The organism is Citrobacter sp. EC_71 (assembly GCF_019584005.1).
In the GTDB taxonomy this organism is placed as follows: domain Bacteria; phylum Pseudomonadota; class Gammaproteobacteria; order Enterobacterales; family Enterobacteriaceae; genus Citrobacter; species Citrobacter werkmanii.
This window is the reverse complement of record NZ_VDAY01000003.1, coordinates 262,980-275,335: the sequence shown is the minus strand read 5'-3', so window position 1 is coordinate 275,335 and position 12,356 is coordinate 262,980. Positions and strand designations below refer to the sequence as shown.

The window sequence follows — 12,356 nt, the reverse complement described above, 5'->3', positions numbered from 1 at the left end:
TATTTGCAGAACGATTATGCAACGTTACGCGTGTGGCCAGCAAGAACTGCCAGAGCGTCGCTATTCTCAATAGTGATATATTTGCCTTTTACCGCCAGCATACCGCTTTTCTGGAAACGACCCAGCAGACGGCTAATTGTTTCAACCGTTAGACCGAGGTAGTTACCGATGTCGCCACGGGTCATGGTCAGGCGGAATTCACGAGGCGAGAATCCACGCTGGGCGAAGCGGCGGGACAAATTGTAGATAAAGGCCGCCAGGCGTTCTTCAGCGTTTTTCTTCGACAACAGCAGGATCATGTCCTGGTCGCCTTTGATTTCGCCACTCATCAGACGCATCATCTGTTGACGCAGATTCGGCATTTTGCCGGACAGGTCATCCAGAGTTTCGAAAGGAATCTCGCATACCATTGAGGTTTCCAGCGCCTGGGCAAAGCTGGGGTGATGACCGCTGCCAATCGCGTCAAAACCTACCAGGTCACCTGCCAGATGGAAACCGGTGATTTGCTCATCGCCTTGCTCGGTAATGGTATAGCTTTTAATCGTTCCGGAGCGGATAGCATAAAGTGATTTAAGCTCATCACCTGCTTTAAAGAGCGTCTGCCCCTTTTGGATAGGCTTTTTGCGCTCGATGATGTTATCGAGCTGGTCAAGCTCATGCTCGTTAAGTGTGAACGGGATGCAAAGCTGGCTGATGCTGCAATCCTGGCAATGGATAGCACAACCGCCAGACTGAATGCGCCGTATAATTCGCTTTTCCGGGATCATAGGTCTGCTCAAGCCGTAATTGATATTTGTCAATTTTAACATCTTTTTGGTGAGCACGTAAGCCTGAGCTACTCCCAATAGAGAATAATTCAGGCATAACTGGGTTGAATGTTTGTATCTACCTGATTAACCGCACTTTATTTAAGGCTGTATTATGTGGAAGTGTGATGAATAAGGCATTAATTGCCTGGATTCTAGAGTAGCAAATAGCCCTCATGACGCAATAACCACTCTTTTCGTTGCACACCACCGGCATATCCGGTCATGGTACCGTTACGCCCAATGACGCGATGACAAGGGACGACAATGCTTACCGGGTTTGATCCATTCGCCGCCCCGACGGCTCTGGCAGCACCAGGACGTCCCAGTTGTTCGGCCAGTTGACCATAATGCATGACCTGTCCACAGGGAATGGTACGTAACGCTTGCCAGACTTCACGCTGGAAAGGTGTCCCCGCGGTGGCGGTTTCCAGTGTGTCAATAATGCTAAGGTTTCCGGCAAAATATTCAGCCAGCTTATCACTCAATCCGCCAGGGTTTTTGGCAGCAATACGCTGATAACCTTCAGCGCGATAATGAATGTCCAGCAACTGCACCATACGATCGCTGTGTTGATCCCATTCGACCGCGCGCAGACGAAATTGCTCATCGCAAATAATCCACAGCGGGCCCAACGGTGTGGCGATGGTATCTTCCAGTAAGTTCAGCATCCGTTTCTCTCATTACAGCATTACAGGCAAGGTGACACATTATCACGCCAGTTATCGTCGCAGCTATACCTCTAAAAATGGATATCAGTTTGTTGGAAGTAGATCGCTTTCACGGCGTGAATCTGGTGAATTATTGGAAATAATCGTAAACCGTTGTCGGTATAACAGTGCGCGGTTATGATAAGACCCGTCGTAATACGCTGGAGGATGAAACATGAACCTTGATGACGCATCGTTGTTTCTTGACGCGATGGGGGATGTTCAACCGCTGAAAGGCTGCACCGAGGTGCACTGGCAGCCCACGCGCAATCTCCGCGCTCCGGCACGTATTGATACGCTCCAATTGGATAATTTTCTCTCGACGGGTTTTCTCGATATTGTCCCGTTAAGCGTACCATTGGAATTTCGTCGCGAAGGTTTGCAGCACGGCGTGACTGACAAGCTACGAACCGGCAAATATCCGCAGCAGGCGAGTCTCAATCTCGTCCGTCAGCCCGTTGAAACCTGCCGTCAGATGCTCTTCAGTTTTATTCTGCAGGCACAGCAAGAAGGATTGCGTAACGTGCTGGTGATACACGGCAAGGGGCGCGACGATAACTCTCATGCCAACATTGTTCGCAGCTATGTAGCGCGTTGGCTGACGGAATTTGAAGATGTACAAGCCTACTGTGCCGCACTGCCGCATCACGGCGGCAGCGGGGCATGCTATGTGGCATTACGTAAAACCGCGCAGGCAAAACAGGATAACTGGGAGCGTCACGCTAAGCGCAGTCGCTGACCGACATAAACATCAGGCGGCCAGCACCCGGTTCCGCCCTTCGTTTTTGGCTTTGTACAGCGCGTCGTCAACGCGTTTGAATAGCTCATCGATGCTTTCATTCGTTTCGTGCCGCGCAACGCCGATGCTGACGGTAAAGCGGGGAAGGCCAGGGAGCGTCACCTTGGCCACCGCCGCGCGTATTACTTCTGCGAGATTAAGGGCAACCTCCAGTGAGGTTCGTGGCAGAAGGAGCACAAATTCTTCACCTCCCCAGCGAAAAATCAGGTCGTCCTTTCTTGCACAGGACTCCAGCGTTCGTGCCAGAGCGCAAAGCACATCGTCACCTCTTAAATGACCGAAGAGATCGTTAATGCTTTTAAAGCGATCGGTGTCGATTAACAGCAGGCTGTAGTCCTGCGTTAATGACATCGCGTGCGTCTGTTGCGGTTCGGTTACCTGATAAAAATGTCGGCGGTTAAGTAATCCGGTCAGGGCGTCACGCAGGGCCGCTTGTTCAAGTTCCTGCTCCAGCCTTTTTTGTTCGGTAATGTCATGAATGATGCACAGCATGAGCTTATTGCCATAGATTTCGATCGGCCCGGCATAAGTTTGTACGTGACGTGAGGAACCATCAGCAAGCTTATGAACAAAATGCAAGGGCTTATGGCCGCCGGGCAGATGGGCGATTTCATGCATCACCGGTAGGATATGACGGCCCAGCATGTTGATTTCCCATGTATGTTTCTGGCACATCACATCATGGCTGTAACCATAAAAATTCAGGGCACTGAGATTCGCATCGACGATCAAACCATCTCGAGATGGATCGATAAGTAACATCGGCGCGGAATTAGTCTGGAAGAAGCGCGCGTAAAATCCCTGCTTGTTTCGCTGATAGTTCGCAGAACGACTGGCTTTCAGTCCCTGCGCGGTCGGTGTTTCAATGCCTTCGAAAACGATGATATCGCCAATATCCGGGAGCGAGTTAATGGACAGGCGGCTGGCCATCGCAGTTTCCTCACCGTTGCGATAAACCGTGAGAATTTCCACAATATAGTGATGATTTTTCAAGTCGCTGAGATACATGGTTAAATCATTTTGTGCATATGTTGAGAATATGCCTTTTCGCAGTGGAGAAAAACAGGGATCCTGCATTAGCTCCCGTGCAACGGCATTTGCGAACACAAGTTCTTCGGTATGTGGTGAAACTATCCAAACCGGAAGAGTTAATAAATCCAATGAATGCAGCGCGGTTATATTCATCGATAATCCCGTTATCTTATCTGCTGTGTTGCCCATTTAATGGCGAATTTTTTATATTACCGTCTCATAATGTTTTGATTGTCGGTGAGACAAGGGGGTACAACTGGTTTTTTTTGATGTTGGTTGCAATTCATGGTACTGGCTATGCCAATAATAGTAGACACTATTTTGGCATGTTTACCGTTATCGCTAAAATATACTTTCAATTTTTAATTCTAGTGCCAGACACGGTTTCAACATCAATATATTTGAATGAATCGGGCTGGAATCATCAACAAAAATGGTGATCCCCATACATTGGGTCACGCCACCAGATAATCGCCAGAAGGCAGCTCAATGTCAGCCAGAGATCGCCACCTTGACTGTACTCATATTTTTACACTGTGTATTAGTTAGAACCACAAAATATTAAGAATGCTGCAATAGTGCTTATATATGTATTCATGATAATTATAACTCTGTACGTTTTACATTCGCTGCGTGCTCACCATCACAATAATCTGATAACAAACCTGGCCATCACCTTTGGTGGAGTAAATCACTGGATTAAGGCAAATAAATAGCGCCATTGTGTGCTTTAAGTAAAAAGGTTATCGACTCTTATTGAATATTCACTTTTCGTATCCGAGCTATGGCAATTTATATTGCAGGTGCTATAAAAAATAATATTCTCCTCGTTTTCTTGGTAAACAGGGCTAAAATGTTAAATGATATTAGCGTCAGGACCTTTATTGTTTTATTTTTGGTGATTACGGCAGTGGCTCTCAATGTGGTGGAAATAATACTTTCAGCCAGCGTTGATGTTATTATTGGTACCAACTTAGTAAGCTTTATTTCTATAGTATGTCTGTGGGGATACATGACCAAATATCTGGTGATGCCGATTAATACGGTTAAAAGAAGTATTGAAGAGGTTACATCCGGGAATCTGGCGATCAGCATTCCAGAATTTGGTAATAACTGCGCGGGTAGACTTATTCCGGGCATCAATAGCTTATCCAGTAATATTTCAACACTTGTGAATGAGATAAGGATATCTTCACAAACGGCGATGGCGCTCTCAGAACAGCTTGCAGAACGTAGCGCCGAGCTTTTAGTGAAAACAGAACAGCAATCCGGAGCATTAATGCAGACGGCTGCCAACATGGATGAGATCGCGGTGAATACGCGAAACAATGCTGATAACACGCAAATAGCCAGCGCCCAGGCGACAATTGCTACGCAGTGCGCCCGACAGGGGGGCGAATTAATGGTGCAGGTGGCGACAAATATGCGATCAATCACCGAATGCGCGGAACAGATGACTGAAATTATTACGCTGATAGATGGTATCGCATTCCAGACAAATATTCTGGCATTGAATGCAGCTGTGGAAGCGGCGAGGGCCGGGGAACATGGCAAAGGGTTTTCCGTGGTGGCCGGTGAGGTAAGAAAGCTGGCGCACCGTAGCGCAGATGCAGCTAAGAATATTAAACAGCTGATTGCCCAGACTCATCAAAATGTTCAGCAAGGCGCGGCTATCGTACGCGAAGCAGAAAAAAATATGCAGGATATCGTCGGGGGCGCCGGGCAATTAAGCCAGTTAATGGGCGAGATATTAACAACTACCCAGGAGCAGGAGAAAGGGATCATCAGGATCACGCATGCTCTGGCCGAACTGGAGAACGTAACGCAAAGTAATGCCGTTATGGTGGATGAGCTTTCTGATTCATCTGGCATCCTGAAAAACCAGGTTATTGATCTCCAGTCCCGGACCCATCAATTTCGCTTAAGTAAGACACTTGAGCCCGCAATACACCAGCGAGCATAACAGGCTCTCTCTCACCACAAGCGTCGCATTCGTCGACGCTTTTTCTGTTATCGGATACTTTTATGAATCATTTCAGCGCAATGGGACAATGAGATATTGCTTAACCTATTCTGACGGCTAGACTATCGAAAAAAGCTGAATGTTTGTGGAGGCGTTGTGGAAGCCATTAAGGGAACGGATGTTAATGTGCCAGATGCCGTGTTTGCCTGGCTGCTGGATGGCCGTGGTGGGGTGAAACCGCTGGAAAATAACGATGTTATCGACGCTCAGCATCCCTGCTGGCTGCATCTTAATTATACCCATTCTGAAAGTGCGCAATGGCTGGCGACCACGCCTCTGCTTCCTAATAATGTGCGTGATGCGCTGGCGGGTGAAAGTACGCGTCCACGCGTAAGCAGAGTCGGGGAAGGTACGTTAATCACGCTGCGCTGTATTAATGGCAGCACCGACGAGCGACCTGACCAGCTGGTCGCTATGCGCTTGTATATGGATGAACGTCTGATTGTCTCAACGCGCCAGCGCAAAGTACTGGCACTGGATGATGTGGTCAGCGATCTCCAGGAAGGTACAGGGCCGGCTGACTGCGGTAGCTGGCTGGTGGATGTCTGCGATGCGTTAACCGATCATGCCAGCGAGTTTATCGAGCAACTGCACGACAAGATTATAGACCTGGAAGATAACCTGCTCGATCAGCAAATCCCCCCACGCGGATTCCTGGCATTACTGCGCAAGCAACTGATTGTGATGCGCCGCTATATGGCGCCTCAGCGGGATGTCTATGCGCGCCTGGCGAGTGAGCGTTTAGCCTGGATGACCGACGATCATCGGCGACGGATGCAGGATATCGCCGACAGGCTGGGAAGAGGGCTGGATGAGATAGACGCCTGTATCGCCCGGACCGGTATCATGGCGGACGAAATTGCGCAGGTTATGCAGGAGTCTCTGGCGCGCCGCACCTATACAATGTCCTTGATGGCGATGGTTTTTCTACCCAGTACATTTTTAACTGGGCTGTTTGGCGTTAACCTCGGTGGTATCCCCGGCGGCGGCTGGCAGTTTGGCTTCTCACTTTTCTGTATTCTGTTAGTGGTCCTGATTGGTGGTGTTACTTTATGGTTGCATCGTAGTAAATGGTTGTAACAACAACATTTTTTATCGGCTTTTGCGCATGAAAACGGCCAGGTTTTTGAGCGAAGTCAATAAACCATCTACCTATTCGGGGCAATATCTCACTCGCAGGTGAATGCAACGTCAAGCGATGGGCGTTGCGCTCCATATTGTCTTACTTCCTTTTTTGAATTACTGCATAGCACAATTGATTCGTACGACGCCGACTTAGATTAGTCGGCTTTTTTTTGCCTGCAGGAAATCAGCGTCTACCCTAAAAGAGTCAACCTGATGACTGGAGGGCTATATGACCTGTCTGATTGCAATGCTACAGCGGCAAGTACTAAACGCTGATTCGCTACCCACCGACCCGGTTCCTGTTCCCGATCCGCTACCTCGTCCGCAGCCTATGCCGGATCCGCCACCGGATGAAGAGCCGATTAAATTGTCGCATCGCGAGCGCAGATCTGCGAGGATACGCGCCTGCTGAATGTAAGTTTTTACCGCGAGATTAAATTGTGACCGCTTTTTCGACCCTGAATGTTTTACCTGCCGCCCAACTCGAGAACCTCAACGAGCTGGGCTACCTTGAAATGACGCCTGTTCAGGCTGCTGCGTTACCGGCAATCCTGGCGGGGAGAGATGTTCGCGTGCAGGCTAAAACCGGCAGTGGCAAAACGGCTGCTTTTGGTCTGGGGTTGTTACAGCATATTGATGCCGCGCTGTTTCAGACGCAGTCTCTGGTGCTGTGCCCAACGCGTGAGCTTGCCGACCAGGTGGCAGGGGAACTGCGTCGGTTAGCGCGCTTTCTGCCAAATACCAAGATTTTAACCCTGTGCGGCGGGCAGCCCTTTGGCGCACAGCGTGACTCCCTACAACATGCGCCACATATTATTGTCGCCACACCGGGGCGTTTACTTGACCACCTGCAAAAGGGCACCGTTTCTCTGGACGCTCTGAATACGCTGGTGATGGATGAAGCCGATCGCATGCTGGATATGGGTTTTAGCGATGCGATTGATGAGGTGATCCGCTTTGCGCCAGCATCGCGTCAAACCTTGCTATTTTCAGCGACCTGGCCGGAGGCGATTGCCGCCATCAGCGGTCGGGTGCAGCAGGATCCGCTCACGATCGAAACCGATACGGTGGATGCGCTGCCGGCGATTGAACAGCAATTTTTTGAAACGTCCAGCCACGGTAAAATCCCGCTGCTGCAAAAATTGCTCAGTCAGCATCAGCCCGCATCCTGCGTGGTTTTTTGTAATACCAAAAAAGATTGCCAGGCCGTTTGCGATGCACTGAATGCGGCAGGGCAAAGCGCACTTTCGTTACATGGCGATCTTGAACAGCGCGATCGCGATCAGACGCTGGTACGTTTTGCCAACGGTAGCGCACGTGTACTGGTTGCTACCGATGTGGCCGCGCGTGGTCTGGATATCAAGTCGCTGGAACTGGTGGTTAACTTCGAACTGGCGTGGGATCCTGAAGTCCATGTCCATCGTATTGGACGAACTGCTCGCGCTGGTAACAGCGGTCTGGCGATTAGTTTCTGCGCACCGGAAGAAGCGCAACGTGCCAATATCTTGGCTGAAATGCTGCAACTCAAACTGAACTGGTTGCCTGCGCCAGGCAATGGTTCAATCCTGCCTCTGGAAGCTGAGATGGCTACGTTGTGCATTGATGGCGGTAAAAAGGCTAAAATGCGTCCCGGCGATGTTTTGGGCGCTCTGACCGGCGATATTGGTCTGGATGGGGCTGATATCGGCAAAATCGCCGTCCATCCGGCGCATGTCTATGTCGCAGTTCGCCAGACTGTGGCGCATAAGGCATGGAAAAAATTGCAAAACGGAAAGATTAAAGGCAAGACCTGCCGCGTTCGTTTATTGAAATAAATGCGCGTTGGAGCGCCTGATGGCGCTCCGCTTATCCGGCATGATAAGTTACTTCACTTCCACAACGTTCAGGCGCAACTCATCCAGTTGGGTATCATCCTCTTCTGGCTGCCAGCCCGCGGGTTGCAGCGGGATCTCTTCGCGGTCAAACGCTAAATCACCACCGTCCACAACTTCTGAGCCGTGTTTAATGCCTTTAAAATCGAACAGATTGATATCACTCAAATGAGAAGGTACAACGTTCTGCATTGCGCTGAACATGGTTTCAATGCGGCCTGGATAGCGTTTGTCCCAGTCGCGCAGCATATCAGCGATGACCTGACGTTGCAGGTTAGGCTGTGAGCCACACAGGTTACACGGAATAATCGGGAAACCTTTCGCTTCAGAGAAACGCTCAATATCTTTCTCACGGCAGTAGGCCAGTGGACGGATCACGATGTGCTTACCATCATCACTCATCAGCTTCGGCGGCATACCTTTCATTTTCCCGCCGTAGAACATGTTTAAAAACAGCGTTTGCAGGATGTCATCACGATGGTGCCCGAGCGCAATCTTGGTGGCGCCTAACTCGGTTGCCGTGCGGTACAGAATGCCGCGACGCAGGCGAGAGCAGAGCGAGCAGGTCGTTTTACCTTCAGGAATTTTATCTTTGACGATACCGTAGGTATTTTCTTCGACGATTTTATACTCAACGCCCAACTGTTGCAGATACTCCGGCAGAATATGCTCCGGGAAGCCGGGTTGTTTCTGATCGAGGTTAACCGCAACTAAGGAAAAACTGATCGGCGCGCTTTGCTGCAAATTACGCAGGATCTCCAGCATGGTATAGCTGTCTTTCCCTCCGGAAAGGCACACCATAATGCGATCGCCGTCTTCGATCATATTGAAGTCGGCAATCGCTTCGCCCACGTTGCGACGCAGACGTTTTTGCAATTTGTTCAGGTTGTATTGTTCTTTCTTTGTAACTTGTTGATTATCTTGCATTATTACCGTTCTCAAAAACCAAAAGGGGCATATAAGGGGCAAACTTCCATCACAGGGCTAGTTTGTTATTCAACATTGCAACTTGATCGCCATTCATTTCTTCAATCCATGCACTGTAGACTTCGTACACCATCTGCGTGTTTCATGCCCCATCTGATTAGCTATAAATGATGGGTTCGCTCCAGCCGATGACAGCCAGCAGGCAAAAGTATGCCGCGTATGGTACGGATTACGGCGACGAATACCAGCACGTTTTACAGCAGCGTTCCATCTCGCACCGATGCTACTCATCGCCCAGTCTTTTCATTTCAGCCCGGCGGGGGGCTGAACATCAAGCAGCTCAAATCGAACATGAGCAAAAACATGGTTGCATCAATTCACCGCACAAGTCCAGCTATGCAGTATGTACTGGCGTTTTACGGGAGAGCATCAGCATGAAACCGACATATGAAGAACTTGAAGCAAAAGTGCTCGATATGTTTGGGGCTGGCTATAACAGCGCTGTAGTTCACTGTGAAAGCGTATTGCATCAGGCATGTGCCGCCGCTGGCATTGGCGTGAAGGGGGAGTGAGATGGCAGATCAAACGATTTTAGCCGTGTGCTGCGGCTCCCGCATGTTCTGGTTCAACAAACAGGACACCCGTGCCGTGTTCACTGATATCCGCGCCTGACGTGAAACCTGCAATAGGCCAGCGCACCGGGAAGAGCGACAAAACCCATTGGATTCTCTTTGTAAAGGATTAACCCAAAGCCAGGATGCATAGCGCAATAAAAAAGCAGGATAATAATCCTGCTTTGATCTGTGGTTTCTTAGCTATTTTCCAGACAGTTTTCTCCAGATACCTTGGCTAATGCCAAAAGCAAAAGCTAAGAAAACAAGACCAGACCAACGCTCTATCCCTTGCGCCATCACCAGCATAGCAACTCCGATACATCCAAGAGGAATAGCAGTGATAACAAAAAGAATAATACCCCAAAAAAATTGGCCTGCAGTGGGCTCTTGAGACATGACAACACCTTTAATGAAGGAAACCGTTAACTAACGCGCGATTTTTTATGGTTATTATATAGTTCCATGTAGCACTGAGGCTTCTGTGTTTGCTGTACCTTCCATAGGCGTCTCTTCTAATTTTACAAAAGTAACTAGTTGTTTCAACCCCTATTTATGGTGGGTGTTATGTTTCCCACGTTTGTCTGCTAAGTCGCGATTAACCTGTTTCTACTGTATGTGGTCGTCAACTGGGCTCCTCTGCCCGGCGTAGAACTAGTGCGTGCTAATTTGCCGGAACTATGCCAGTCGAAACAAATCGCAGTATGACCGATATCGTTTCCATATGCTTAATAACGTAATTATTCAGTGAGCGTATAATTCATACTTTCTTATGGGGATTGTATGGAGTGGGGGTATCTATAGTTTTTCAGAGAGCCTGATTCACAGGTTGTTTAGAACAATTATCTCTGGAGTTAACTATGGCTTCTATTAAAGAAAGTGAAAGCTATATCAAAGCACTCAAAGCATTAATTGACGCAAGCAAAGAATATGAAAAAGATGGTGGTGTTGATGACAAGGCAAAGATTGATATCGAAGAGTTTTGTAAGTTCTATTCAAAACGTAAACTATCAACCGTTCTAACTGCGCTCATTCTTGTTTTGGGATGGTCTCCTGGCGTTCCTGCGGGGGCAGTTGATGCCTTGAAAAAAATTAAAGAGTTTTTTGATACAATCTGCACGACAAAAGCAGCATAAATATATCCAATTTCTTTATAGGCCTCGCCTTTGTGCGGGGCTTTTCATTTCAGGGGCATAGGAATCATCCGTTACGTGCTTTGTTGATAAATCCAGCCCCGTGAAGCCTGACCCTCTACACACGGAATAACTATGTCTGAGCCAATCACAATTGCCAGTGGAGTGACCTCCGATAGGGATTACTTTCGCCACTATGTTCCCGGAGGCGACGCCTGGCGTAATGTTATGCGAGCGGCCGGGGCGGCAATGTATGTGCTGACACCAGAGCCTCATCAACTATGGAAGCAGATGCTTTTTGCAGTCATCCCGTTTATGGGGGGCGTGTTCTTCTCCGTTCCCATGATCAAGATACTCGCAGGAGTTATCAACTCAGCTCTCGGGCTGTTGCAGCCGTCGGTAAGTATCGAAGTCTCACCGAATGTCGGTGCAAAGCGTCCACACTAGAAACCTCCAGCCAGATGTCAGACTAAAAGTATAGGGGCAAAAAAGGGGCATGAAGGGAAAAACAAAAAGCCCGCCACGATGTGCGGGCCAGGCAGCTTAGCGGACAACCAGAACCGAACACTCAGCATGACGCACCACGGCTGCGGCGTTAGAACCCAGCAGGTAAGTGGTGATGTCAGGTCGGTGAGAGGCAATAATGACCATATCAGCCGGTAATTTTTTAGCCATTTCCAGAATCTTATCTTTCGGCGCACCTTCCGCGACATGAACGTGCACTCTGTCCGTTGGGATATTGAACTTCTTGATAATCTCTTCCAGTTGAGATTTCGCTTCGGCTTTCAGATCGTCCATGGCCGGCAACTCTGCCGAGTAGGCCAATCCCAGGGAAGCGTAATAGGGCAGTGACGGAATAACGGTCAAAAAATGGACCTGCGCATCGTCAATTTTTGCTTCTGCTTCAACATGGGCAATAACGCGTTGAGTTAATTCTGAGTCTGAAATATCGATGGGTACAAGAATCGTTCTGTTCATAAAACCTCCTGTTTAAGTATCCACCTAAAGCTTACCGCGTAATGGCACTTTATGTACAATGACAAAGATCACACTTTGGCATCACTTTATTTTGATTTCAGGGAATTTTCCTTTTATTACCCCATCATAAAATCGACCTTTAGAGACTACGCTGAGGAAATCACGAAAAATACGAGCAGGAACATGCTGGTATTGCAGGGTAGACAATTGATGAAAGCGAATTTCAAGCGTGTGAGAGGATTCGTCGTAACCGACGGATGCAATACGGGATGATTTTACAGGGTGATGATTCATTGCAGGTATCCTCTACTACAGGTCTTTATGCAAGATATCATCTATCA

The 12,356-nt window shown here is 48.6% G+C and carries 15 protein-coding genes and 2 pseudogenes; 9 read left to right on the top strand and 8 right to left on the bottom strand.

Going from position 1 to position 12,356, the window contains the following annotated elements:
- Positions 1-14 precede the first annotated feature (14 nt).
- Both fnr and ogt read right to left on the bottom strand, forming a co-directional pair.
- A complete protein-coding gene (fnr, locus tag FHD02_RS04820) occupies positions 15-767 on the bottom strand; it encodes a fumarate/nitrate reduction transcriptional regulator Fnr (RefSeq protein ID WP_003020397.1) in 753 nt (250 codons plus the stop codon).
- Between the two features lie 194 nt (positions 768-961).
- Positions 962-1,477 (bottom strand): methylated-DNA--[protein]-cysteine S-methyltransferase, encoded by a 516-nt coding sequence (gene ogt, locus FHD02_RS04815; protein ID WP_038640835.1) that lies wholly within the window; start codon positions 1,475-1,477, stop codon positions 962-964.
- Positions 1,478-1,691: 214 nt separating this feature from the next.
- Between ogt and smrA the strand changes: the two genes are divergently transcribed.
- On the top strand, positions 1,692-2,255 hold the full coding sequence (smrA, locus tag FHD02_RS04810; protein ID WP_042308178.1) for a DNA endonuclease SmrA: 564 nt from the start codon (positions 1,692-1,694) through the stop codon (positions 2,253-2,255).
- A gap of 12 nt (positions 2,256-2,267) precedes the next feature.
- Here the strand turns inward: smrA and FHD02_RS04805 are convergent, their stop codons facing one another.
- Positions 2,268-3,500 carry a sensor domain-containing diguanylate cyclase gene (locus FHD02_RS04805; RefSeq protein WP_079224040.1) on the bottom strand — a complete coding sequence of 411 codons (1,233 nt, stop codon included), beginning with the start codon at positions 3,498-3,500 and terminating at the stop codon, positions 2,268-2,270.
- Positions 3,501-4,200: 700 nt separating this feature from the next.
- Here FHD02_RS04805 and FHD02_RS04800 point away from each other — a divergent pair.
- From FHD02_RS04800 to dbpA, 4 genes are all read left to right on the top strand, one after another.
- Complete coding sequence (locus FHD02_RS04800; RefSeq protein ID WP_220393654.1) at positions 4,201-5,310, top strand: methyl-accepting chemotaxis protein; 1,110 nt, start codon at positions 4,201-4,203, stop codon at positions 5,308-5,310.
- A 156-nt stretch (positions 5,311-5,466) separates the two neighbouring features.
- A complete protein-coding gene (gene zntB, locus FHD02_RS04795; RefSeq protein WP_042308182.1) occupies positions 5,467-6,450 on the top strand; it encodes a zinc transporter ZntB in 984 nt (327 codons plus the stop codon).
- 292 nt (positions 6,451-6,742) lie between these two features.
- Complete coding sequence (locus FHD02_RS04790) at positions 6,743-6,907, top strand: hypothetical protein (protein ID WP_370607385.1); 165 nt, start codon at positions 6,743-6,745, stop codon at positions 6,905-6,907.
- Between the two features lie 28 nt (positions 6,908-6,935).
- Positions 6,936-8,309, top strand: a complete 1,374-nt coding sequence (dbpA, locus tag FHD02_RS04785) for an ATP-dependent RNA helicase DbpA (RefSeq protein WP_137370660.1) — start codon at positions 6,936-6,938, stop codon at positions 8,307-8,309.
- Between the two features lie 48 nt (positions 8,310-8,357).
- Here the strand turns inward: dbpA and ttcA are convergent, their stop codons facing one another.
- Both ttcA and FHD02_RS04775 read right to left on the bottom strand, forming a co-directional pair.
- Positions 8,358-9,293 carry a tRNA 2-thiocytidine(32) synthetase TtcA gene (gene ttcA, locus FHD02_RS04780; protein ID WP_137370661.1) on the bottom strand — a complete coding sequence of 312 codons (936 nt, stop codon included), beginning with the start codon at positions 9,291-9,293 and terminating at the stop codon, positions 8,358-8,360.
- A 49-nt stretch (positions 9,294-9,342) separates the two neighbouring features.
- Positions 9,343-9,590: pseudogene (locus tag FHD02_RS04775) on the bottom strand (tyrosine-type recombinase/integrase); the annotation flags it as partial.
- 137 nt (positions 9,591-9,727) lie between these two features.
- On the opposite strand from FHD02_RS04775, the gene FHD02_RS04770 reads away from it, so the two are divergent.
- Together FHD02_RS04770 and FHD02_RS24835 are read left to right on the top strand one after the other, a co-directional pair.
- Positions 9,728-9,865 carry a hypothetical protein gene (locus FHD02_RS04770; RefSeq protein WP_220393640.1) on the top strand — a complete coding sequence of 46 codons (138 nt, stop codon included), beginning with the start codon at positions 9,728-9,730 and terminating at the stop codon, positions 9,863-9,865.
- 1 nt (position 9,866) lies between these two features.
- Positions 9,867-9,962, top strand: a pseudogene (locus FHD02_RS24835) (SAM-dependent methyltransferase); the annotation flags it as partial.
- Positions 9,963-10,108: 146 nt separating this feature from the next.
- Here the strand turns inward: FHD02_RS24835 and FHD02_RS04765 are convergent.
- Complete coding sequence (locus tag FHD02_RS04765; RefSeq protein WP_137370663.1) at positions 10,109-10,303, bottom strand: hypothetical protein; 195 nt, start codon at positions 10,301-10,303, stop codon at positions 10,109-10,111.
- Positions 10,304-10,764: 461 nt separating this feature from the next.
- On the opposite strand from FHD02_RS04765, the gene FHD02_RS04760 reads away from it, so the two are divergent.
- Both FHD02_RS04760 and FHD02_RS04755 read left to right on the top strand, forming a co-directional pair.
- Positions 10,765-11,040 carry a hypothetical protein gene (locus FHD02_RS04760; RefSeq protein ID WP_137370664.1) on the top strand — a complete coding sequence of 92 codons (276 nt, stop codon included), beginning with the start codon at positions 10,765-10,767 and terminating at the stop codon, positions 11,038-11,040.
- Positions 11,041-11,172: 132 nt separating this feature from the next.
- On the top strand, positions 11,173-11,484 hold the full coding sequence (locus tag FHD02_RS04755) for a hypothetical protein (protein WP_220393639.1): 312 nt from the start codon (positions 11,173-11,175) through the stop codon (positions 11,482-11,484).
- A gap of 96 nt (positions 11,485-11,580) precedes the next feature.
- Here FHD02_RS04755 and uspF read toward each other — a convergent pair whose 3' ends face one another.
- Both uspF and FHD02_RS04745 read right to left on the bottom strand, forming a co-directional pair.
- The gene (gene uspF / locus FHD02_RS04750; protein ID WP_006684401.1) at positions 11,581-12,015 is read right to left on the bottom strand and encodes a universal stress protein UspF; all 435 of its coding nucleotides are present in this window, start codon (positions 12,013-12,015) and stop codon (positions 11,581-11,583) included.
- An 81-nt stretch (positions 12,016-12,096) separates the two neighbouring features.
- The gene (locus FHD02_RS04745) at positions 12,097-12,309 is read right to left on the bottom strand and encodes a KTSC domain-containing protein (RefSeq protein ID WP_072014741.1); all 213 of its coding nucleotides are present in this window, start codon (positions 12,307-12,309) and stop codon (positions 12,097-12,099) included.
- Between the last annotated feature and the right edge of the window lie 47 nt (positions 12,310-12,356).